Consider the following 21,349-nt stretch of genomic DNA (forward strand, 5'->3'; position numbering starts at 1 on the left):
CCTGAATATAAAGAGGGGAGGCCAGGCTGTACCGCAGTCTGCAGCCTCCCCGAGCGTTTCTGGACTAAGCATGAGAATACTGATCATTGGCCCCAGCTGGGTCGGCGACATGGTGATGGCGCAGACCCTGTTCCAGTGCCTGAAACAGCAGCACCCCGACTGCGTGATCGATGTGCTGGCCCCCGAGTGGAGCCGGCCGATCCTCGAACGCATGCCCGAAGTGCGCCAGGCCTTGAGCTTCCCGCTCGGCCACGGCGCGCTGGAACTGGCCACGCGGCGGCGCATCGGCAAGTCCCTGGTCGGCCAGTACGACCAGGCGATCCTGCTGCCCAACTCGCTCAAATCGGCGCTGGTGCCGTTTTTTGCCGGCATTCCCAAACGCACCGGCTGGCGAGGCGAGATGCGCTTCGGCCTGCTCAACGACGTGCGCAAGCTGGACAAGGCCCGCTACCCGCTGATGATCGAGCGCTTCATGGCCCTGGCCTATGCGCCGGGTGCCGAGCTGCCGCAGCCTTACCCACGCCCGCTGCTGCAAATCGAAGCGCAGAGCCGCGACGCCGCCCTGGCCAAGTTCGGCCTGGCGCTGGACCGCCCTGTCCTGGCGCTGTGCCCAGGCGCCGAGTTCGGCGAGGCCAAGCGCTGGCCGGCCGAGCACTATGCCGAGGTGGCCGATGCCATGATCCGCCAGGGCTGGCAGGTATGGCTGTTCGGCTCGAAGAACGATCACCCGGTGGGCGAGCAGATTCGCGACCGGCTGATCCCGGGGTTGCGTGAAGAATCCTACAACCTGGCGGGCGAAACCTCGCTGGCCGAGGCCATCGACCTGATGTCCTGCGCCGATGCCGTGGTGTCCAACGACTCCGGGCTGATGCACGTGGCAGCGGCGTTGAATCGCCCGCTGGTGGCGGTTTATGGCTCTACCTCGCCGGGCTTCACCCCCCCGTTGGCCGAGCAGGTGGAGGTCGTGCGCACCGGCATCGAGTGCAGCCCGTGCTTCGACCGCACCTGCCGCTTCGGCCACTACAACTGCCTGCGCCTGTTGGAGCCCGGCAGAGTCATCGCCGCCCTGCACAGCCTGGGCGGGCCGAACCTGATCGATACCGTGGCCGAGGTCGACTAAGTGCGGGTACTGATCATCAAGACCTCGTCGCTGGGTGATGTGATTCACACCCTGCCAGCGCTGACCGACGCCGCCCACGCGATCCCGGGCATCCGTTTCGACTGGGTGGTCGAAGAAGGCTTTGCCGAAATCCCCAGCTGGCACCCGGCAGTCGACCAGGTCATCCCGGTGGCCATCCGCCGCTGGCGCAAGAATCTCTGGCAGACCATCAAGAGCGGCGAGTGGAAAGCGTTCAAGCAACGTGTGAGGGCGAATAAGTACGACCTGGTGATCGATGCCCAGGGCCTGGTCAAATCGGCCTGGCTGACACGCTACGTCAAGGCTCCGGTGGCCGGCCTCGACCGTTACTCGGCCCGCGAAGGCTTGGCCAGCCGCTTCTATGACCGACGCCTGTCGGTCGCCACCGGCCAGCACGCGGTAGAGCGTGTGCGCCAGCTGTTCGCCATGGCCCTGGCCTACGACCTGCCGGAAGGCATCGGCAACTACGGCCTCGACCTCGACCGCCTGCAACTGCCGCCAGCTGCGCCATACGTGGTGTTCCTGCATGGCACCACCTGGGCGACCAAGCATTGGCCCGAGGCCTACTGGCGCGAGCTGGCCGAGCGCCTGGGCCGACGCAAGCTGCAGGTTCGCCTGCCGTGGGGCAACCCAGCCGAGAAGGCACGCGCCGAGCGTATCGCCCAGGGCTTGAACAACTGCCAGGTACTCCCCAAATTGAACCTTGCCGGCGTCGCCCGTGTGCTGGCAGCGGCAAAGGCCTGCGTGGCCGTCGACACCGGCCTTGGCCACCTGGCCGCGGCGCTGGACGTGCCGACCATTTCGCTGTTCGGCCCGACCAACCCTGGGCTGACTGGCGCCTATGGCCGCGTGCAGGTTCACCAGGCCAGCGATTTCCCCTGTGCCCCGTGCCTGCAAAAGAAATGCACTTACAAACCGAGCGCTGACGACCTGCGCCGGTTCGATCTCAAACGCGAGTGGCCACTGTGCTTCACTCGCCTGAATCCCGAGCATGTGGCGAGCCGCTTGAGCGCGTTGCTGCTGGCTGAGGATGTCCGTTGATGCAACTGGCTTTCGTGCTTTACAAATATTTCCCCTTTGGCGGGCTGCAGCGCGATTTCATGCGCATTGCCCTGGAATGCCAGAAGCGGGGCCACCAGATCCGCGTGTATACGCTGATCTGGGAAGGTGACATTCCGCCGGGCTTCGAGGTGCTGGTGGCGCCGGTCAAGGCGCTGTTCAACCACCGTCGCAACGAAAAACTTAGCGCCTGGATGGAAGCTGACCTGGCCAAGCGCCCGGTCGACCGGCTGATCGGCTTCAACAAGATGCCGGGCCTGGACGTGTACTACGCTGCCGACGGCTGCTTCGAGGACAAGGCCCAGACCCTGCGCGGCGGCCTGTACCGCCGCTGGGGTCGTTACCGGCACTTCGCCGAGTACGAGCGGGCGGTGTTCGACAAGGATGCACGCACCGAGGTGCTGATGATTTCCGAGGTGCAGCAGCCGCTGTTCATCAAGCACTACGGCACCCCCGTGGAGCGCTTCCACCTGCTGCCGCCAGGCATTTCCCAGGACCGTCGCGCGCCGGCCAATGCCGCCGAGATCCGCGCCGAATTTCGCAAGGAATTCAACCTGGGCGATGACGACCTGCTGCTGGTGCAGATCGGGTCCGGCTTCAAGACTAAGGGCGTCGACCGCAGCCTCAAGGCCCTGGCCGCGCTGCCGTCGGCGTTGCGCAAGCGCACCAAATTGATGGTCATCGGCCAGGACGACCCCAAGGTGTTCCAGCTGCAAAGCGCGACCCTGGGCCTGGGCGATCAGGTGCAGTTCCTCAAGGGCCGCAGCGATATCCCGCGCTTCCTGCTCGGTGCCGACCTGCTGATCCACCCGGCCTACAACGAGAACACCGGCACCGTGCTGCTCGAAGCCCTGGTGGCGGGTTTGCCGGTGCTGGTGTCCAAGGTCTGCGGCTATGCCCATTATATCGACGAGGCCGATTGCGGCCTGGTGCTCGACGAGCCGTTCGAGCAGGAGCAGCTCAACGCCTACCTGCAACGTATGCTCGACGACCCGCAGGCGCGTGCCGACTGGTCGCGCAATGGCCTGGCCTTCGCCGACACCGCCGACCTGTACAGCATGCCGCAGCATGCGGCTGATGTGATCCTTGGGCAGGAGACCGCATGAAGCTGATACTGGCCGAACCGTTCAAGCGCCTGTGGGCCGGTCGCGACCCTTTCGAGGCCGTGGAAGCCCTGCAAGGTGAGGTGTACCGCGAACTGGAAGGGCGCCGCACGCTGCGTACCGAGGTGGATGGCGAGGGCTTTTTCGTCAAGATCCACCGGGGCATTGGCTGGGGCGAAATCTTCAAGAACCTGTTCAGCGCCAAGCTGCCGGTGCTCGGCGCCGGCCAGGAATGGCGCGCCATCCAGCGCCTGCATGAGGTCGGTGTGCCAACCATGACCGCCGTTGCCTATGGCGAGCGGGGCAGCAACCCGGCTACCCAGCACTCGTTCATCGTCACCGAAGAGCTGGCGCCGACCATCAGCCTGGAAGACTTGAGCCTCGACTGGGTCAAGCAGCCGCCGCAGCCGCGCCTCAAGCGTGCGCTGATCGCCGAAGTGGCGAAGATGACCGGCGGCATGCACCGCGCCGGGGTCAACCACCGCGACTGCTACATCTGTCACTTTTTGCTGCACACCGACCGCCCGGTGACGGCGGATGACTTCAAACTGTCGGTGATCGACCTGCACCGCGCGCAAACCCGCGCCAAGATCAGCCGCCGCTGGCGCGACAAGGACCTGGCCGCGCTGTACTTCTCGGCGCTGGACATCGGCCTGACCCGGCGCGACAAGCTGCGCTTCCTGCGCGCCTACTTCCAGCGCCCGCTGCGCCAGGTGCTCACTGACGAGGCCGCACTGCTCGCCTGGCTGGAGCGCAAGGCGCAGAAACTCTACGACCGCAAGCAACGCTATGGGGATGCACTCTGATGGCGGGTTGGACACTGGCGCCGGGCTACGAGCAGCTGGCGGCGGACTTCGGCAGTATCGATGCGGTGTTCGCCCTGCAAGGCGAGCGCCTGACCCGCGACCCACTGAGCGAAGTGATCCGCGTCGAGCGTGACGGGGTCAACTACTACGTCAAACGCTACACCGGAGCGGGCAAACACATGCGCCGCTACCTGGGCCGGCCACGCATCAAGGCCGAATGGCAGAACCTCAAGCAGTTCGCCAAGTGGGGCATCCCCACCGCCGAAGTCGTCGCCTGGGGCCTGGAGCGCAATGGCCTGGCATTCGGCCGAGGTGCGATGATCACTCGCGAGTTGCCCAATACCGAAGACCTGTCGGTACTGGCCGAGCGCAATGATCCGCGCCTGGCAGATCGCGCCTGGGTCGATCACATCAGCCAACAGCTGGCGCGCCATACCCGGGTCATGCACGAGCACCGTTTTGCCCACAACGACCTGAAGTGGCGCAACTTGCTGGTCGATGACCAGGGCACGCTATTCTTCATCGACTGCCCGACCGGCGATTTCTGGCGCGGCTTCATGTGGCGCCACCGGCTGGTCAAGGACCTGGCGTGCCTGGACAAGGTCGCCAAATACCACCTGACGGCGACCCAGCGCCTGCGCTTCTACCTGCAGTACCGCGGCCGCGAGCGCCTGAACACGCGCGACAAGCGGCGGATTCGCCAGGTGCTGAGCTTCTTCGAGGGAAGGGAATGACCGACTACCTGGCCAGCGCGGACCTCGCGCTGCTCAAACGCCATGGCCTGAACGACTTCGAGGCGCTGTGGGCGCTGCAGCTCGATGCCGTGGACGAACCCAACACCGGACGTGGCGGCTGGAGCAGTGTCTTCCGCCTGGAGCTTGAAGGTAAAGGCTATTACCTCAAGCGCCAGAGCGATTACCTGACCCGCACCCTGCACAGCCCGTTCGGCGAACCGACCTTCGCCCGCGAGTTTCGCAACATCAGCCGTTACCAGAAGCTGCACATCCCGGCGTTGCAGGCGGTGTTCTATGGTGAGCGCAAGCAGGCCGGCCAGCACCGCGCGATCCTGCTGACCCGTGCCCTGGACGAGTGGAGCGACCTGGACAGCCTACTGGCCCAGTGGCCGCAGCTCAGCGAGGCGTCGCGCAACGGCATCCTCCAGGCCTGCGGCCAGCTGGCGCGCACGCTGCACCGTGCAGGGCAGGTTCACGGCTGCTTCTACCCCAAGCACATCTTCCTGCGCCAGCGCCGCGAAGGCTGGGACGCGCAATTGATCGACCTGGAAAAGACCCGGCCGCTGCTGTTTGGCAAGCGCGACCGCCTCAAGGACCTGGAGCCGCTGCTGCGCCGCGCCAGCGTCTGGAGCGAGGCGGACGTGCGCCAACTGCTCGCCGCCTACCTGAGCCAGCCGGCCGACGCACCGCTGGTCGGCGTCTGGCTGCAACGCCTGACGCAACGCCGTCGTGAAAAAGAGGCCCGCTGATGCGTTTGTCTGAATTGAAGGATGCCGGGCGCAGTCCATCGCTGCCCTTGTCTATCACCCTGGCCGATGCCGCGGGCAGCGCCGAGTTGCAGCTGCTGAGCCTGCTGCGGGTGTTGCCGGGCCAGCGCTACGTGGGTGCAGGTGTGTGGCGGGGTACGCCGGTCTTGGCCAAATTGCTGGTGGGCGGTAGCGCTCCACGCCATTTCCAGCGCGAGCTGGACGGTGTGAAGCTGTTGGCCGAGCAGGGGCTGACCACGCCGAAACTACTCGCCGACGGCCTCAAGGAAGGCGAGGGAGGCTGGCTGCTGTTCGCGTTCCTCGACGGCGCCGAAAGCCTGGCTGATGCCTGGGATGCAGTGGCCAGCCTGCCGGTACTGGCCGACGAGCAGCATCTGGTGCTGGGGGAAGCACTGACCGCCGTGGCGCACATGCACGCCAAGGGCCTGTGGCAGGAAGACCTGCACCTGGACAACCTGCTGCGCCATGGCGGCAAGCTGTTCTTGATCGACGGTGCCGGCATCAAGGCCGAAACCCCCGGCCAGCCGCTGTCGCGCCCGCGTGTGTTGGAAAACCTCGGGGTGTTCTTTGCGCAATTGCCCAAGCGCCTGGAACCGTTCATCGAAGAGCTGCTGGTGCATTACCTGCTGGCCAACGCCGAGCATGCGTTGCCAATGGAAGCGTTGCAGAAGCAGGTGGACAAAGTGCGCAACTGGCGCCAGAAGGACTACCTGGAAAAGGCCGGCCGTGAATGCAGCCTATTCAGTGTCGAGCGCACGCTTTCCGGACTGAAGGCGATCCGCCGCAGTGAAACCGAGGCAATGCTGGCGGTGCTCGAACACGCCGATGCGCTGATCGATCAAGGCCATCTGTACAAGACCGGGGGCGCCGCGAGTGTGGCCCGCATCGAAGTCGGTGGCCGTACGCTGGTGCTCAAACGCTACAACATCAAGAACACCGCACATTGGTTCAAACGCTTCTGGCGCCCAAGCCGGGCCTGGCACTCGTGGATCGAAGGCCATCGCCTGGAGTTCCTCGGCATCGCCACACCGCGCCCGCTGGCGGTGTATGAACAGCGTGTGATGGGCCTGCGCAGCCGCGCCTACCTGGTGACCGAATACGCAGATGGCCCTGACCTCACGGCGAGCTTCGCGCCCTATGTGGAAAATGGCGAAGCGCCCGAAGAGCAGGTCGATGCCCTTGTCCAACTGATGCAGCAACTGATCCGCGAGCGCATCAGCCACGGCGACTTCAAGGGCCACAACCTGTTCTGGGACAACGGCCAATGGTCCCTGATCGACCTCGACGCGATGTGCCAGCACGTCACCCAGCTCAGCTTCGCCCCGGCTTATGCCCGCGACCGGGCACGGCTGTTGCGCAACTGGCCGAGTGGCAGTGCTTTGCATCAGCGTCTGGACCGGTTGTTGCCGCGGTTGACCGAGTAGGCTGAAGGCAGCGCCATCCAGCTGCTGCTGCGCCCCGCCTGGCGCACGCGAAGCTGCCATTGGCCGTCGATCCAGCGCAGTACGGCCCAGGGCACCACACCGGCTTCGTGGGCGTTGGGGATCGGCAGGTGATAGCGGCCCGCGAGCACGTGTTGGCGCAGCGGCAGCTGCCCGCCCTCGGTCTGCAGATACAGTTGTTCGTCGGCCTGGTACAGGCCGTCGACGCTGTCGATTGGCTCGCCAGTGAGCGGTTCTGCCAGCAGGCACAGTTGCAGCAGCTTCTCCAGGTCCGGAAGCCCGTCGTACCACAGCACAGGGGAGTCGATCACCCAGTCGCCGTTAGCCCGCTTCTTCAACGGCTGCTGGAGGTAGGCGTCGGGTTGTTCGGGGTCAATGGCGCGCCAGCGCTGCCCGTCGAAGGCAACTTTATAATGACGGCCTTGTGAGTCCTGGATGAAGTACTGGGTAAGGCCTTCGAATTCGGAGACCTGTTCGTAGACACCCTCGCCGTAGATGCCGTCGATGCGAAAACGCAGGTTATCCACATCGGGTATCACGCTGTACCGCGAAGGCAGCGGCAACGGCGGTTGCGCTGGCACGCCGCGCAGCATGCGGCGCATCACGCCGGTGGCGACGAAACCAGTGGTGGCGTCATTCAGGTGGCTCAAGGCGTTGTACACATGCTGCAGCACCTCGTCGATGTCTTCCTTGCGGTAGGCCTGTACCCCATCCCAGATCTCGATGGCCATGCGGCCCAGTGAGAGCGGGATGAACAACCTGGCCGGTACAGCCAGACCGATCAGGTCCAGTAGCCGCCAACCGATGGCCATGGCTTGTTGCAAATCGGTTTCGCCCGTAGTCCGGCTGTTGGCTCTTGCAATCGCCATGAGCCCCCGTACGGCTGCCATGTAGTAAGCGTAGAAAAAATCGTCTTCGACTGCCGGGGTTGCCAGTGCGCTACCCAGGCCGCCTTTGAGCATCAGGCGCCGGGTTTGGTCGGCTGGCGAATGCGGCAGGCAATCGATGAGATAGGCCAACAGCGCGGGTTTTTTACGGATCAAGCGCAGCAGTGCGCGTGTATTTGGCACGCTGCGCCATACGCGGCGGTCGGGTGCGTCAGGGGTGTAGAGCACGAAGGCGTCTTCGCCAGATGCATCGCTGTTGATCAGCAGCACGCCCTGCAAGCTCTGATTGTGAAGGGTAATCTGGCGCACGATGAGGCGCTGGCCATCCACCGGTGGGCGTAATGCATTGTGCGGATGGGCCAGCACCTGTTGTACCCAGCGGTAGCTACGTTCGCTGTGGTCATTGGCAAGGTGCCCGGCATAGCGGGCCTTGGCCAGCTCAGCGTCCATGCGTGCACGGTTGACCCTGGCATGCGCGTTGAGGCGCCGGGCGCCAAGCGGTGCATCGACGAGCTGGGTTTGCAGAAACTCAGCGTAGGTGCCGCCGACGTTGAGCTGCCTGACCAGGCGCTTGACGTAATCGGCTGACAAAGTGATCGGCAGCTGCTTGCCGTGCCGATGGCTGATGCGCGCGGTGAGCCAGTAATCGTAATCGAACCATGCCACGTTGCGCAGTGCCATTTCATCCAGCGAGTAGGTTTCCCTGATGATTTCTACCAGTTCCCCGCCAACATGCTTCAGCCCGCGCCAGGTGATCCAGCTCGACGGATGGAAAGGATTGACGTGCGGCCCTACCTGACGGGTGTGCACCACATGAACCAGAATGTCGGTGGCCGGATAGGTCAGGGCAAAGTCATCGCGCAGGCACTGCTCGACCTTGGTTCGGGCCCAGTTGCGCAGGCTGTGCTGCTGATGAAACTCGCTGAAGGTGAGAATGCCAGGCGCGGCCACGCTGTTGCCGGTGGCGACCAGCACTTGCATGGTCTGCATGATGTGGGCAAGCCCCTGATCACCTGCCGTGCGCAACCAATTGGGCAAGTTGTGCTCAAGCAGGACTGAGTAGCGGGTGTCGAGCAATGCACGTTTTCCGGCCTCCCCGTCCAGCGCAACGGCTTGTGCCAACGCCTCGCTGTCAACCGGTGTCGAGGCCGGGAGCGTTGCCCATACCCGACGCACCCGCAGGCGCTGGGCGTCGATCAGGCAGTCCACCTGCGCCAGCAAGGGGTCATCGGCGTACCATTCGTAGCGCAGGCGGTCAGCCTGCAAGGCCGCGTCGATGCGCTCCTCGTCCACCAGCAGGCCCACCAGTGGCCTGCCCTGAATCGGGTCCTCCAGGCGTTGGCACAGCTCCAGGTGCAGCTGCGCGAGCGATGAGTAGGCTTCGATCCCCTGAACCAGGCCGAACAGCAATACCGGCCCGGTTGCCTGTTGCGGATCAAGTGGCGCGCCGTCTTCGGTGCCGCTTGCCACCACGAACATGCCGGGCAGCGCCGCTCGCCAAAGGGGGCGGCTACGGCCAAGCACCGGGCGATACACCTGCGGGCGCCCGGCAACCCGCTGATGCCGGCGTTGCCAGGCGGCAGGGTAGTCCAGGCAGTTGCGCATCAGTTCTGCAAGGTGGCTGGCCAAGGTCTGATCGGCCAGGCGCAGGTCCAGTTCGGCGTGCATCAGTGCCCGTCGCAAATCACCCAGGCGTGTTCGGCGCGAGAGGCCCTGGGCATCCTGGTCAGTCCAAAACGCCGCCAGCTCTGCGTGGAGCGCCCGACGCTCTGGTGGTTGAGGGCTGGCAAGCGTGAGCTGGGCGAGCAGTTCAAGGACCAGCCCATTCAGAAATTCGATACGTTCCAGGGGGGGCACGGCGTTGGCTCCATGATGAGGGGAGCAACGAGCCTAGCCAGCGTCTGACCGGCCTCGGTGGTAGACGGTTACCGACCGCACAAACCCCGTAGGCCAAGTACCGCTGGAACACCCAGGCCCAGCCAGGCCAACGCATCCCAGGCGCCATCGCCCAGCAAGGCCGCGAACAACCCTGCTGCGCCGAGCACGGCGATCAGCGCGGGCCAGGCGAAGATCCGCCGATTCGTTCGTGAACGGAGGCTCATGCGCGTGCCCCAATGCTCTTGCGTTGCTTGCCCCACCACAGGTACACGCCGCTGCCCAGGACGATGATGGTCAGGATATCCAGCACCGCCCAGAGAATCTGCATGGGCCGCCCGCCGTAGTCGCCGAAGTGCAGTGGCTGGGACAGGCCCATGGCGTCCATGTACCAGGGACGCTCGCCGACGGCGGTCACCTGCAGGGTGCGCGCATCGATCAGCACCGGGGTGAACAGATGCGAGGTCAGGGGCGTGCCGCCTTTCATGAACACCGCGTAGTGGTGCTCGCTGGAGAAGCGGGTACCGGGGAAGGCGATGAAGTCCGGGCGCATGCCCGGCGCGGCTTGCTCGGCAATGTCGAGGAGGCGGGTGGCGGGGGCGCGATCTGTGAGCGGCGGTGCATCACGGTAGGGCGCAACCATCGCCGCCAGGCTGTCGTTGCGCCAAGCGGCGATCACCAGATCGGACAGGGCGCTGATCACGCCGGTGACGCCTACCGTCAGCGCCCAGGCCAGGGTTACTACACCGATCAGATTGTGCAGGTCGAGCCAGCGCAGGCGGCGAGACTTGTCGCGGCGCACCGTGGCGAACTCCAGGCGGCGCATGAACGGTGCGTAGAGCACGGTGCCGGAGACGATGGCGACAATGAACAGCAGCCCCATGAACGCCAGCAGCAGCTTGCCGGGGAGCCCGGCGAACATGTCCACGTGCAAGCGCAGCATGACCATCATGAAGCCGCCGTTGGCGGCTGGCATGGCCACGGCTTCACCGGTGCGGGCGTCGAGCATGAAGGTGTGCGACGAATTGGGTTCGGTGCCAGCGGTGGCGGCGGTGATCGCCACCACGCCGTTGCGCTCGTCCTCGTCATAGCCGAAGTACTGCATCACCTCGCCGGGGCGATGTTGTTCGGCTTTCAGTACCAGCTGCTGCAGGTCCAGGTGAGGTGTACCTGCGGGCATTTCACGCAGCTCGAAGGCATCGCCGAGCAGGTGTTCGAGTTCGTGGTGGAAGATCAGCGGCAGCCCGGTGAGTGCCAGCAACAGCAGGAATACGGTGCAGACCAGGCTGCTCCAGGTATGGATCACGGACCAGCGGCGGATGGTGGGGCTTTTCATATCATTATATTTCTCGAGGTCCAGAAACACCAAAGCCGCCCCACGCGGGACGGCTCGGTTTGCCAGCTCAGAGCGTCAGCTGCTTACCATTTGTAGGAAGCACTGGCGACGACGCTGCGTTCATCCCCGTAGTAGCAGTAGTAACTGTCACAGGTGGAAATGTAGTCCTTGTTGAACACATTGGTCGCGTTCACCGCTACCGATGCACCCTTGAGGCTGTTGCTCAGGCGGCCAAGGTCGTAATGCACCGACGCATCGAACACGGTGTAGGCGTTGGCCTTGCCCAGCCAGGTGTTGCCCTGGTCGCCGTAGGTGTTGCCGGTGTAGCGCGCGCCACCGCCGATGCCGAAGCCGTCGAGCACGCCGCTGTGCCACGTGTAGTCGGCCCACAACGAAGCTTGCTGGTTGGGCATCAGTTGCAGGCGATTGCCTTTGTACAAACCGTCCTGCACCTCGGACTTGGCCAGGGTGTAGGCTGCGGTCACCTTGAGGTTTTCGGTGACGTCGGAGACAGCTTCGAGCTCGAGGCCGTGAACCTTCACTTCACCAGTCTGGCTGGTGATCGGCACGCCACCGACGTTATTGGTGACCGAGACGTTCTTCTGGGTCAGGTCATACACGGCTGCCGAAAGCAGGGTGTTGGAACCTGGCGGCTGGTACTTGATGCCCAGTTCCCATTGTTTGCCTTCGGTCGGCTTGAACGAGTCCGTCGCAGTGGCACTGGCGTTGGCGGTCGGTTGGAACGACTCGGCGTAGGACAGGTACGGAACGAAGCCCGAGTCGAACACGTAGCTGATCGCGGCGTTGCCGCTGAACTTCTTGTCGCGTTGGGTATTGGTGGCATCGCCCTGGTTGAGGAACTTGGTGCTGGTGTGCACCCAGTCTTCGCGGCCGCCCAGGGTCAGGCGCCAGTTGCCCAGGGCCATCTGGTCCTGGACGTACACACCGGTCTGGCGGGTTTTCTGGTTGTAGTCGTAGAACGCCGTGGAGCGGTCCGGGCGGGTGATCGGCACGCCGTAGACCGGGTTGTTGACGTTGCTGTCTGGCAAGCCGAAGCCGAATACCGACAGGTAATTGGTGTTGACGCGCTGGTGGTCCAGGCCCAGCAGCAGGGTGTGGGTGACGTCACCGGTGGCGAAGTCGGCCTGGAAGTTGTTGTCCACGGCGAACTGGCTGATGTCTTCATCGGTGTTGGTCGACATGCGGCTGACGGTGCCGTCGTCCTGCACTGGTCCGCCTGGCGAGTAGTAACTGCCGGGGGTGATGGTCTGGAAGGCCAGGTCGGTCTTGGTGTAGCGCAGGTTCTGGCGGAACTGCCAGACGTCGTTGAGGCGGTGCTCGAAGGCATAGCCCAGCGCGTAGTAGGTGCGGTCGTAGAACTCGTAGTCCGGGTCACCCAGGTTCTTGTGGTGCGAGATCTTGCCGAACGGCATGTCGATCTTGGTGCCCTGGATCGGCCGGAACTGGCTGGTGGCGCCGGTATCGTCGCGGGTGAACTGGGTCAGCAGGGTCAACGAGGTGTCGTCGTCAATGTTCCAGGTCAGGCTTGGGGCGATGTTGTAGCGCTTGTCGTCGATATGGTCGATCTGCGTGCCGCCATCGCGAATCACGCCGCTGACGCCGTACAGGAAGCGGCCCTCGTCATCGATCTTGCCGGTGCTGGCAAAGTTGATCTGGCGGTGGTTGTCGCTGCCGTACTGCACTTCGATTTCGTGAGCGCTCTCGGCCTGCGGGCGACGGCTGACCATATCGAGCAAGCCGCCCGGCGGGGTCTGGCCATAGAGCGAGGACGCCGGCCCGCGCAGCAATGCGAGGCGGTCGAGGTTCCAGGTTTCAGCTTTCGGGTTGGCGTAGACGCCACGCGGCAGCGGCAGGCCGTCGAGGAACTGGGTGGGTTCGAAGCCACGCACGCGCATCCAGTCATAGCGGGTGTCGCTGCCGTAACTGGCGGAGACGATGCCTGGCATGTAGCGCACAGCGTCGTCGAGGCTGTGCACGCCTCGGTCGCTCATCTGCTGACGGGTGGCGACGGAGATGGAGCGGGGGATCTCGACCAGTGCGGTATCGGTCTTGGTGCCGACCGCACTGCGCTTGGCCAGGTAGCCTTCGACCGGGCCCCAGGCGCTTTCGCTGTCACTGTTGGCGTTCACGCTGGTTTCCGGCAACGCCAGGCTGCCTTCAGGCACAGCCACCAGGCTGTAGCTACCGACGCTGCTCTGCTGCAGCTGCAGGCCGGTGCCGCGCAGGGCCGCCTGCAAGGCGCCCAGGCCGGTGTACTGGCCGCTGACCGGCGCCGAAGTGCGGCCGCTGACCAGAGCCGGGTCGATGGCCAGGGCAACGCCCGTCTGGCTGGCGATCTGGTTCAGGGTGGTGGCCAGTGGGGCGCTGGGCAGCTCGAAAGCACGCGGGGCTGACTGCTCGGCGGCGAACAGGGCAGGGCTGGCCAACGGCGCGGCCAGGGCGATGGCCAGGGCCATCAGGCTGGGGCGCAAGATACGATCAACAGCACGGGACATGCAGCGGCTCCTCGACGGATAAGTGCTAACTGCTTCCTTGCCGAGCGAGAATTGAGAAGTGACAGGGGAGTCTGAAAAAAAAGTGTTTATTAGTGCCGGCCTCTTCACGGGGCAAGCCCGCTCCCACAGTAGACCCCACTGCTGGCCAAATTCTGTGGGAGCGGGCTTGCCCCGCGAAGAAGTCACCGCCTAACTACTTGGGCACCACCGTGACCCACCACTGGGTATGCCGCTCGATCTTCACCGGCAGCGCCGGCACCAGCGAGGCCAGCGCCAGGTCGGTATTGGTCAGTGGGAAGCTCCCGGTCACGCGCAGGTCGGCTACTTCATCGGCCACCCCCAGGTGCCCGCTGCGATATTGCCCCAGCTGAGCCAGCAGGTCGGCCAGGCGTACGTTGTCGACCACCAGCATGCCGCGCGTCCAGGCATCCGCGCCGGCCTCGACCGAGGCGACTTCACCCAGGCCGTTGGCGTTCATCAGCACCTGCTGACCTTCGCGCAGCACCCGCTCGTCACCACTGTTGACCGGCATGGCGCCGACCGAGGCCTGCATCACCTCAAGGCGCGTGCCGTCGGCGTCGCGGCGGACCAGGAAGCGCGTACCCAGTGGACGCAAGCGGCCATCTTCGGTGCGTACCAGCAAAGGGCGTGGGTCGTCATGGCCGGTTTCGACCGAGATCTCGCCCTGGTGCAGCACCAGCAGGCGCTGGTCGCCTTGATAGTCGATATCCACTGCGGTGTGCGTGTTCAGGCTCAGCAGCGTGCCGTCTTCCAAGCGCAGGGTACGCAGTTCACCGGTGGCGGTGCGCTGGTCCGCCAGCCAATAGCTGGCCGACAGCGACGGTGCGCCGCCCCAGGCCAGCAGCGAGCCGAGCAGGAACATACCGGCCAGCCCACTGCCGACCTTCGCCACTCGGCGCCGCAGCCCTACGCGTGATTGCTGCAGGGCTTGACGCGCCGGGCCGGCGGCGGCACTGACGCGCTGATCAAGGGTGCCGAGCTGACGCCAGGCCCGGGCATGTTCTTCGCTGGCGGCATGCCAGCGGAGGAATTCGTTGCGGTCGTCGGGCGTGCCAGTGGCATCGTCCAGGCTCAGCTTCCAGGCGATGGCGGCTTCCAGAACTCCGGCGGAAACCGGGGCATTGTTCACGTCGGCTCCCCGTACAGGGCCACGTAGCACTGGCGCATGCCCTGGGCGATGTACTGGCGCACACGCGACACCGACACGCCCAGGCGCTCGGCGATCTCGGCGTGGCCCATGCCATCCAGGCGATTGTGCAGGAAGGCTGCGCGGGCCTTGCTCGACAACTTGCCGAGCAGACGGTCGATGGCCTTGAGGTCTTCGAGGATCAGGTGCTGCATTTCTGGCGAAGGTTGCTCGGCTTCCGGCAAGCGCATCAGTTCGGCCAGGTAGGCCTGCTCCAGCGCGGCGCGGCGGAAGTGGTCGAACATCAGTCCCTTGGCCACGGCAGCGAGGAACGCGCGCGGCTCGCGGGGGCTGTCCAGCTGCTCACGGCCAAGCAGGCGCACGAAGGTGTCCTGGCTCAGGTCTTCGGCGCGTTGGCGACAAGCCATGCTGCGCTGCAGCCAGGCGAGCAGCCAGCTGCGATGGTCGCGGTACAGCGTACTGACCAGTTCGGCGTGTGGGCTCTGAGCAGAAGACAAGCAGTGTCCCCCCCGGAACGAATGCATTAACTAACGATAATTATTCGCGATTGTTGCAGAGGCGGGGGGCGCCGCGCAATGGACGCTTATCGGATTGCCACTACAGGCCGTGGCTATGCAGGTTTCGCCGGCGCCAGGTGCGCAGACGCTGTTCGAGCTGCAACGGGCTGTCGAGCTGCTGGCGGCGGGCCTGGCTGAACAGGATCAAGGCCAGTTCGGCGGTCACCTGGGCATCGGCACTGGCGTGATGGCGCTCCTCTACCTGGAGGCCGAATCGGGCGACCCAGTCGTCCAGCCCCGCTTCGCGCAGCACGGTATCGGGATTGAGCAAAGGAGCCAGTTCGGCCACGTCGAGAAACGGCTGTTGCAGGCGACAGCCCAGGCTTTCTTTCAGCGCACGGGCCAGCATGCGCTGATCGAACGCCGCATGGAAAGCCAGTACCGGGCTGTTGCCGATGAACTCCAGAAGTTCCAGCAATGCCTCGGCGGGATCGCTGCCCGCGGCCAAGGCACTCGGGCCCAGGCCGTGGATGAGCACGCTGGCGTTGGTCTTCTGTGTCGGGCGGTGCAGGGTGCGTTCGAACTGCTGCGAGAAATCGATGGCGCCGTCTTCGATCGCCACCGCACCGATCGACAGCACCTGATCCCGGTTGGGGTTCAGGCCGCTGGTCTCAAGGTCGAGCACCACCCAGCGCTGTTCACGCAGTGAGCACACGCCCAGCGGTATAGCCTTGGGCAATTGGGCCAGGCGCTGCTGCAATGTCTCGTTCAGCACCGGAGCGGTGGGGCGTAGCCAGGCGAACAGGCTCATAATTGGTACCGCAAGGCCAGGCTGCTTTGCAGGCGCTGGGCCTGACGCAGCGACTCACGCAGGATGCGCCGGTCAAGGTGGTTGAGGCTGTCCGGGTCGAGCCGGTTTGAATACGGCAGGTTTTCGCGGGTCTGGCGCTGGTGCTGCTGCATGCGGGTTTGTTGAATGAAGTGATAGGCCTCTTCATACGCCGCGCCATCGAGAGGCTCGATGACGCCCTTGTCGACCAGCTGGCGCAGGCGCTCCAACGTATTGCAGGCGGCGATGCCGTTGGCCAGGGCCAACAGCCGGGCGCCATCGACGAACGGCGTCAGGCCCTGCACCTTGAGGTCGAGGGTCGCGGCCTTGTCGTTGCCCTGGCGGGTCAGCACGAACTCGCGCAGGCGGCCCACTGGTGGCCGCTGGCGCAGGGCGTTGTCGGCCATCATGCGCTGGAATAGGCGGTTGTCTGCGACGTGTTCCAGCACGCTGCGGCGCAACTGTTCGCAGCCTTGTTCGTCACCCCAGACCACACGCAGGTCGAAATAGATGCTCGAAGCCAGCAGGTTCTCAGGGCTGGCTTCACGTATGAAACCGGCGAAACGCCGTGCCCATTCGCTGCGCGACAGGCACAGTTCGGGGTTGCCGGCCATGACGTTGCCCTTGCACAAGGTGAAGCCGCATTGGGCCAGGCACTGGTTGATGTACTGGGCCAGTGGCAGCAAGCGGGTGCGAATGGCTTCGGCCTCAAGGGTGTCGGCCGCGTCGAAGAGGATACCGTTGTCCTGGTCGGTGTGCAGTGTCTGTTCACGACGCCCTTCGCTGCCGAAGCACAGCCAGCTGAACGGCACGCCTGGGTCGCCGCGCTCGGCCAGGGCCAGTTCGATCACCCGGCATACGGTGTGGTCGTTGAGCAGGGTGATGATCTGGGTGATCTGCGTCGAGGAGGCGCCATGGGCAAGCATGCGTTCGACCAGCTGGCCGATCTCGCCGCGCAGCGAAACCAGCGTGTCGAGGCGCGGCGCGTGGCGGATGGTGCGTGCCAGGTGCACCAGGTCGACCCGCTGCAGGGAAAACAGGTCACGTTCGGACACCACGCCGCACAGGCGCTGGTTGTCCACCAGGCAGACGTGGGCAATGTGCCGCTCGGTCATCGCCATGGCGGCATCGAAGGCACTGGCCTGCGGGGTGAGGTAAAACGGTTTGGCAGTCATGTGCCGGTCGATCGGCGCGCCAAGGTCGGCATCGGCGGCGGCCACTACCTGGCGCAGGTCGCGCAAGGTGAAAATGCCCACCGGGTAACGCTGCGGGTCGACCACCACGATGCTGCCGACTTGCTGTTCATGCATTAGCCGCACGGCGTCGCGCAGCGGCAGGTCAGGCGCACAGACCACCGGGTGACGCATGGCCAGTTCGCCCAGTGGAGTGTTCAGCGAATACTGGGTGCCAAGGGTTTCCACGGCGCGCTGGCGCACCTGTTGGTTGACCTGGTCGAGCAGGCTGCTGACGCCACGCAGGGCAAAGTCGCGAAACACTTCCGACATTGAGAACACGCGAATGAATGCGGCCTTGTTCAGCTGCAGGCAGAAGGTATCTTCACCGGCCAGGTGCTCGGTACGGGTGGCGCGTTCGCCGAGCAGCGCCGCCAGGGGGAAGCATTCGCCACTGGTGATTTCGAAGGTGGTTTCCACGCCCGGCTTGACCAGGTGCTGGCGCTCACCGATCACGCGGCCTTGCTTGACGATGTAGAAATGCTCAACCGGCCCGTCGGCGGGCTTGATGATGCTTTCTCCGCGGGCATGGAAACGCAGCTGGCACTGCTCCACCAGGAACGCCAGGTGACTGTGTTCCATCTGGTTGAACGGCGGAAAACGCTGCAGGAACTGCAGTGTGCTCTGGATGTTTTGCAGCACCGCCGTCCTGCCTGCCTGACTGTAGGCGTCCTTTTTGCTCATGAAACTGACCGTATCGCTACGCCGAACTATATATATCTATATAGGTGCCGGCCTTGTTGTTCTCGACCTCCATGGTCGGCTGACGGCGGTGTGGTGCCCATTGGACGTAAGTCTATGAGCGCGGTGTGATCTATTTCGCAGGGAGCGGTCTTACCGGTGAGCAAGATTCAACTGAAGAGATGACCATGGTTGACGACGACATCCTGAGTGACGCCGAACGCGAGGCATTGGCCGTGGTGAGTGCGCCTGTGGCGCAGAAGCCGGTGGTGCTGGTTGTCGATGACAATCCGGTGAATAGCGAGGCCCTGTGCCTTTACCTGAAAAGCAGGGGGATCGATTGCATGACTGCTGACGGGGCGCAGGAGGCGATGTTCAAGTTGTATTACGAGCCACGCATCGCGCTGTTGATTACCGACCTGCGCATGCACCCCCATGATGGCCTGGAGCTTATCTCGCAAATTCGTCATTCGGAGCGGGCAGCTTTGTCGATCATCGTGGTGTCGGGCGACACCGATGTACAGGAGGCGGTGGACGTGATGCACCTGGGCGTTGTGGATTTTCTGTTGAAACCCGTGGACCTGGGGAAGTTGCTGGAGCTGGTAAAGAAGGAATTGAGGATCGGGTAAAACAAATGGGGCCGCAAAAGCGGCCCCATTTGATTACAAGCCGTTACGCGCCTTGAACTCGCGACGGCGACGGTGCAGCACCGGCTCGGTATAACCGTTCGGCTGTTTGGCGCCCTCGACCACCAGTTCAACGGCAGCCTGGAACGCAATGTTGTCGTCGAAGTTCGGCGCCATCGGACGGTACTGGGCGTCGTTGGCGTTCTGCGTGTCGACCTTGGCAGCCATGCGCTTGAGGCTTTCGAGCACCTGATCCTCGGTGACGATGCCATGGCGCAGCCAGTTGGCGAGCAGCTGGGCCGAGATGCGCAGGGTGGCGCGGTCTTCCATCAGGCCGACATCGTTGATGTCCGGCACTTTCGAGCAACCTACGCCGTGGTCGATCCAGCGCACCACGTAGCCGAGAATGCCCTGGGCGTTGTTGTCGAGCTCGTTGCGCTTCTCTTCGTCAGACCAATTGGTGTCGGCCGCCAGCGGAATGGTCAGGATGTCGTCGACCGACGCCGGGGTACGGCTGGCCAGCTCGCGCTGACGGGCCTGCACGTCGACCTTGTGGTAGTGCAGGGCGTGCAGCGTCGCGGCCGTCGGCGACGGTACCCAGGCGGTGTTGGCGCCGGCCAGCGGATGGGCGATCTTCTGTTCGAGCATCGCCGCCATCAGGTCAGGCATGGCCCACATGCCCTTGCCGATCTGCGCGCGGCCTTGCAGGCCAGTGGCCAGGCCGACGTCGACGTTGTTGTTTTCGTAGGCGCCGATCCACTTCTCGTTCTTCATGGCGCCTTTGCGCACTACGGCGCCGGCTTCCATCGAGGTGTGGATTTCATCACCGGTGCGGTCAAGGAAGCCGGTGTTGATGAACACCACGCGCTCGGCGGCCGATTTGATACAGGCTTTGAGGTTGACCGTGGTGCGGCGCTCCTCATCCATGATGCCGACCTTGACGGTGTTGCGCGGCATGCCCAGCAGGTCTTCGACGCGGCTGAAGATTTCGGCGGCGAACGCCACTTCTTCAGGGCCGTGCATCTTCGGCTTGACGATGTACACGCTGCCGCTGCGGGTGTTCTTACGGCTGGTGTTGCCGTTGAGGTTGTGCAGGGCGATCAGGTTGGTGAACAGGCCATCCTGGATGCCTTCCGGAATTTCGTTGCCTTGGGCATCGAGGATCGCCGGGTTGGTCATCAGGTGACCGACGTTGCGCACGAACAGCAGCGAACGACCGTGCAGGGTTACGCTACCACCATTCGGCGCGACGTATTCACGATCCGGGTTCATGGTGCGGGTAAAAGTCTTGCCGCCTTTGCTCACGCTTTCGGCGAGGTCGCCTTTCATCAGGCCCAGCCAGTTGCGGTAGACGATGACCTTGTCGTCGGCATCGACGGCGGCGACCGAGTCTTCACAGTCCATGATGGTGGTCAGTGCCGATTCCATCAGGATGTCGGTGACGCCAGCGGCGTCGGTGCTGCCGACCGGGGTGCTGGCGTCGACCTGGATTTCGAAGTGCAGGTTGTTGTGCTTGAGCAGCACGGCAGTCGGTGCGGCGGCGTCGCCCCGGTAGCCGATCAGCTGGGCGTCATCACGCAGGCCACTGTTGCTGCCACCCTTGAGGGCAACCACCAGCTTGCCGGCGTCGATGCGGTAGGCCGTGGAGTCGACGTGCGAGCCTGCGGCCAGCGGGGCGGCTTCGTCGAGGAAGGCGCGGGCGAAGGCGATGACCTTGTTGCCACGCACCTGGTTGTAACCCTGGCCTTTTTCCGCGCCGCCTTCATCGCTGATGGCGTCGGTGCCGTACAGCGCATCGTACAGCGAACCCCAGCGGGCGTTGGCGGCGTTCAGGGCGAAGCGGGCGTTCATCACCGGCACCACCAGCTGCGGGCCGGCCATGTGGGCGATTTCTTCGTCTACATTTTGCGTGGTGGCCTGGAAATCGTCGGCTTGTGGCAGCAGGTAGCCGATTTCCTGGAGAAAGCCTTTGTAGGCCACGGCGTCGTGTACCTGGCCTTTGCGTGCCTGGTGCCAGGCGTCGATCTTGGCTTGCAGCTCGTCGCGCTTGGCGAGCAGGGCTTTGTTCTTGGGGGCGAGGTCGTTGATGATCTTCTCTGCCCCGGCCCAGAATGCATCGGCCTTGACGCCGGTTCCAGGGATCGCTTCGTCGTTGACGAAGTCGTACAGGGCCTTGGCGACCTGAAGGCCACCGACTTGAACGTATCCAGTCATTGCTTGCCTCACCTCTGCTCAGCTATTTCGCTTTCGCTCTTCTGTATTAAGCCTGTAGCGCTTCTCTAAACACGGCACCAGTACATGCTCTTGCCACTGCGAGAGCGGCTGGGTGCGGCTCGCCAGACAGGCTGGCGGGCGGTTGGCGTATTTTCACAGGCGCCTTGGCAGACATCGAAACGACGTTTTGTAGTCTGCGCCAACGCATACTACATGAAGCAGCAGGCGGGTAAACATCAGACTAAAAGCGCCGTTCTGCGACCGGTTGGTCGCGTCGGGTCACGCTGGGAGTGGCTATGTTCGCAAAAAACTTAGGGATTGTTCCAGATAAATCTTGAAACAGTACACGATTAGTTCGGCAGACTGTCCTGCGGCAGGTTGCCGCGCCTTGCCTATACTGAGTCGATCCCCCGAATTTCCGCCGTTTAGGGCGGCCCGA

At 64.1% G+C, this 21,349-nt stretch carries 17 protein-coding genes; 8 read left to right on the forward strand and 9 right to left on the reverse strand.

Annotated features, from left to right (window positions below; translation table 11 throughout):
- Window positions 1–70 precede the first annotated feature (70 nt).
- The 7 genes from waaF to ACZ6YA_RS20080 are packed head-to-tail and all read left to right on the forward strand — an operon-like array spanning window position 71 to window position 7,031.
- Complete coding sequence (gene waaF / locus ACZ6YA_RS20050; RefSeq protein WP_465898827.1) at window positions 71–1,120, forward strand: lipopolysaccharide heptosyltransferase II; 1,050 nt, start codon at window positions 71–73, stop codon at window positions 1,118–1,120.
- Window positions 1,121–2,179 carry a lipopolysaccharide heptosyltransferase I gene (gene waaC / locus ACZ6YA_RS20055; protein WP_465898828.1) on the forward strand — a complete coding sequence of 353 codons (1,059 nt, stop codon included), beginning with the start codon at window positions 1,121–1,123 and terminating at the stop codon, window positions 2,177–2,179.
- On the forward strand, window positions 2,179–3,303 hold the full coding sequence (locus tag ACZ6YA_RS20060; RefSeq protein ID WP_465898829.1) for a glycosyltransferase family 4 protein: 1,125 nt from the start codon (window positions 2,179–2,181) through the stop codon (window positions 3,301–3,303). Before waaC ends, ACZ6YA_RS20060 begins: the two co-directional genes overlap by 1 nt.
- Window positions 3,300–4,106 (forward strand): lipopolysaccharide core heptose(I) kinase RfaP, encoded by an 807-nt coding sequence (rfaP, locus tag ACZ6YA_RS20065; protein WP_465898830.1) that lies wholly within the window; start codon window positions 3,300–3,302, stop codon window positions 4,104–4,106. Before ACZ6YA_RS20060 ends, rfaP begins: the two co-directional genes overlap by 4 nt.
- On the forward strand, window positions 4,106–4,840 hold the full coding sequence (locus ACZ6YA_RS20070; RefSeq protein WP_465898831.1) for a lipopolysaccharide kinase InaA family protein: 735 nt from the start codon (window positions 4,106–4,108) through the stop codon (window positions 4,838–4,840). The genes rfaP and ACZ6YA_RS20070 overlap by 1 nt, the downstream gene beginning before the upstream one ends.
- Window positions 4,837–5,589 carry a lipopolysaccharide kinase InaA family protein gene (locus ACZ6YA_RS20075; RefSeq protein WP_465898832.1) on the forward strand — a complete coding sequence of 251 codons (753 nt, stop codon included), beginning with the start codon at window positions 4,837–4,839 and terminating at the stop codon, window positions 5,587–5,589. The genes ACZ6YA_RS20070 and ACZ6YA_RS20075 overlap by 4 nt, the downstream gene beginning before the upstream one ends.
- On the forward strand, window positions 5,589–7,031 hold the full coding sequence (locus ACZ6YA_RS20080; protein WP_465898833.1) for a lipopolysaccharide kinase InaA family protein: 1,443 nt from the start codon (window positions 5,589–5,591) through the stop codon (window positions 7,029–7,031). The genes ACZ6YA_RS20075 and ACZ6YA_RS20080 overlap by 1 nt, the downstream gene beginning before the upstream one ends.
- Here ACZ6YA_RS20080 and ACZ6YA_RS20085 read toward each other — a convergent pair.
- From ACZ6YA_RS20085 to ACZ6YA_RS20120, 8 genes are all read right to left on the reverse strand, one after another.
- Window positions 6,992–9,793 carry a dermonecrotic toxin domain-containing protein gene (locus ACZ6YA_RS20085; RefSeq protein ID WP_465898834.1) on the reverse strand — a complete coding sequence of 934 codons (2,802 nt, stop codon included), beginning with the start codon at window positions 9,791–9,793 and terminating at the stop codon, window positions 6,992–6,994. The genes ACZ6YA_RS20080 and ACZ6YA_RS20085 overlap by 40 nt on opposite strands.
- A 68-nt stretch (window positions 9,794–9,861) precedes the next feature.
- Window positions 9,862–10,038, reverse strand: coding sequence for a hypothetical protein (locus ACZ6YA_RS20090; RefSeq protein WP_465898835.1), 177 nt, complete (start codon window positions 10,036–10,038; stop codon window positions 9,862–9,864).
- Window positions 10,035–11,147 carry a PepSY-associated TM helix domain-containing protein gene (locus ACZ6YA_RS20095; protein WP_465898836.1) on the reverse strand — a complete coding sequence of 371 codons (1,113 nt, stop codon included), beginning with the start codon at window positions 11,145–11,147 and terminating at the stop codon, window positions 10,035–10,037. The genes ACZ6YA_RS20090 and ACZ6YA_RS20095 overlap by 4 nt, the downstream gene beginning before the upstream one ends.
- Window positions 11,148–11,230: 83 nt before the next feature.
- Window positions 11,231–13,663, reverse strand: coding sequence for a TonB-dependent siderophore receptor (locus ACZ6YA_RS20100; protein WP_465898837.1), 2,433 nt, complete (start codon window positions 13,661–13,663; stop codon window positions 11,231–11,233).
- 193 nt (window positions 13,664–13,856) lie between these two features.
- The gene (locus ACZ6YA_RS20105; RefSeq protein ID WP_465898838.1) at window positions 13,857–14,813 is read right to left on the reverse strand and encodes a FecR domain-containing protein; all 957 of its coding nucleotides are present in this window, start codon (window positions 14,811–14,813) and stop codon (window positions 13,857–13,859) included.
- Window positions 14,810–15,328, reverse strand: coding sequence for an RNA polymerase sigma factor (locus tag ACZ6YA_RS20110; protein WP_465898839.1), 519 nt, complete (start codon window positions 15,326–15,328; stop codon window positions 14,810–14,812). Before ACZ6YA_RS20110 ends, ACZ6YA_RS20105 begins: the two co-directional genes overlap by 4 nt.
- Window positions 15,329–15,428: 100 nt before the next feature.
- Window positions 15,429–16,139 carry a 3'-5' exonuclease gene (locus ACZ6YA_RS20115; RefSeq protein ID WP_465898840.1) on the reverse strand — a complete coding sequence of 237 codons (711 nt, stop codon included), beginning with the start codon at window positions 16,137–16,139 and terminating at the stop codon, window positions 15,429–15,431.
- A complete protein-coding gene (locus ACZ6YA_RS20120; protein WP_465898841.1) occupies window positions 16,136–18,073 on the reverse strand; it encodes a putative nucleotidyltransferase substrate binding domain-containing protein in 1,938 nt (645 codons plus the stop codon). The genes ACZ6YA_RS20115 and ACZ6YA_RS20120 overlap by 4 nt, the downstream gene beginning before the upstream one ends.
- A gap of 179 nt (window positions 18,074–18,252) precedes the next feature.
- Between ACZ6YA_RS20120 and ACZ6YA_RS20125 the strand changes: the two genes are divergently transcribed.
- Window positions 18,253–18,699 carry a response regulator gene (locus tag ACZ6YA_RS20125; protein WP_465898920.1) on the forward strand — a complete coding sequence of 149 codons (447 nt, stop codon included), beginning with the start codon at window positions 18,253–18,255 and terminating at the stop codon, window positions 18,697–18,699.
- 33 nt (window positions 18,700–18,732) lie between these two features.
- Here the strand turns inward: ACZ6YA_RS20125 and ACZ6YA_RS20130 are convergent, their stop codons facing one another.
- On the reverse strand, window positions 18,733–20,910 hold the full coding sequence (locus ACZ6YA_RS20130) for a malate synthase G (RefSeq protein ID WP_465898842.1): 2,178 nt from the start codon (window positions 20,908–20,910) through the stop codon (window positions 18,733–18,735).
- Window positions 20,911–21,349 lie beyond the last annotated feature (439 nt).

It is taken from the genome of Pseudomonas sp. NPDC090752, from assembly GCF_055584805.1.

What these genes read in the sequence shown, in the direction of transcription:
- ACZ6YA_RS20125 (WP_465898920.1), top strand. Translation starts at nt 18,253, where the DNA reads ATGACCATGGTTGACGACGACATCCTGAGTGACGCCGAACGCGAGGCA.
- ACZ6YA_RS20130 (WP_465898842.1), bottom strand. Translation starts at nt 20,910, where the DNA reads ATGACTGGATACGTTCAAGTCGGTGGCCTTCAGGTCGCCAAGGCCCTG.
- ACZ6YA_RS20120 (WP_465898841.1), bottom strand. Translation starts at nt 18,073, where the DNA reads ATGAGCAAAAAGGACGCCTACAGTCAGGCAGGCAGGACGGCGGTGCTG.
- ACZ6YA_RS20080 (WP_465898833.1), top strand. Translation starts at nt 5,589, where the DNA reads ATGCGTTTGTCTGAATTGAAGGATGCCGGGCGCAGTCCATCGCTGCCC.
- waaF (WP_465898827.1), top strand. Translation starts at nt 71, where the DNA reads ATGAGAATACTGATCATTGGCCCCAGCTGGGTCGGCGACATGGTGATG.
- ACZ6YA_RS20090 (WP_465898835.1), bottom strand. Translation starts at nt 10,038, where the DNA reads ATGAGCCTCCGTTCACGAACGAATCGGCGGATCTTCGCCTGGCCCGCG.
- ACZ6YA_RS20060 (WP_465898829.1), top strand. Translation starts at nt 2,179, where the DNA reads ATGCAACTGGCTTTCGTGCTTTACAAATATTTCCCCTTTGGCGGGCTG.
- ACZ6YA_RS20075 (WP_465898832.1), top strand. Translation starts at nt 4,837, where the DNA reads ATGACCGACTACCTGGCCAGCGCGGACCTCGCGCTGCTCAAACGCCAT.
- ACZ6YA_RS20115 (WP_465898840.1), bottom strand. Translation starts at nt 16,139, where the DNA reads ATGAGCCTGTTCGCCTGGCTACGCCCCACCGCTCCGGTGCTGAACGAG.
- ACZ6YA_RS20070 (WP_465898831.1), top strand. Translation starts at nt 4,106, where the DNA reads ATGGCGGGTTGGACACTGGCGCCGGGCTACGAGCAGCTGGCGGCGGAC.
- ACZ6YA_RS20100 (WP_465898837.1), bottom strand. Translation starts at nt 13,663, where the DNA reads ATGTCCCGTGCTGTTGATCGTATCTTGCGCCCCAGCCTGATGGCCCTG.
- ACZ6YA_RS20095 (WP_465898836.1), bottom strand. Translation starts at nt 11,147, where the DNA reads ATGAAAAGCCCCACCATCCGCCGCTGGTCCGTGATCCATACCTGGAGC.
- rfaP (WP_465898830.1), top strand. Translation starts at nt 3,300, where the DNA reads ATGAAGCTGATACTGGCCGAACCGTTCAAGCGCCTGTGGGCCGGTCGC.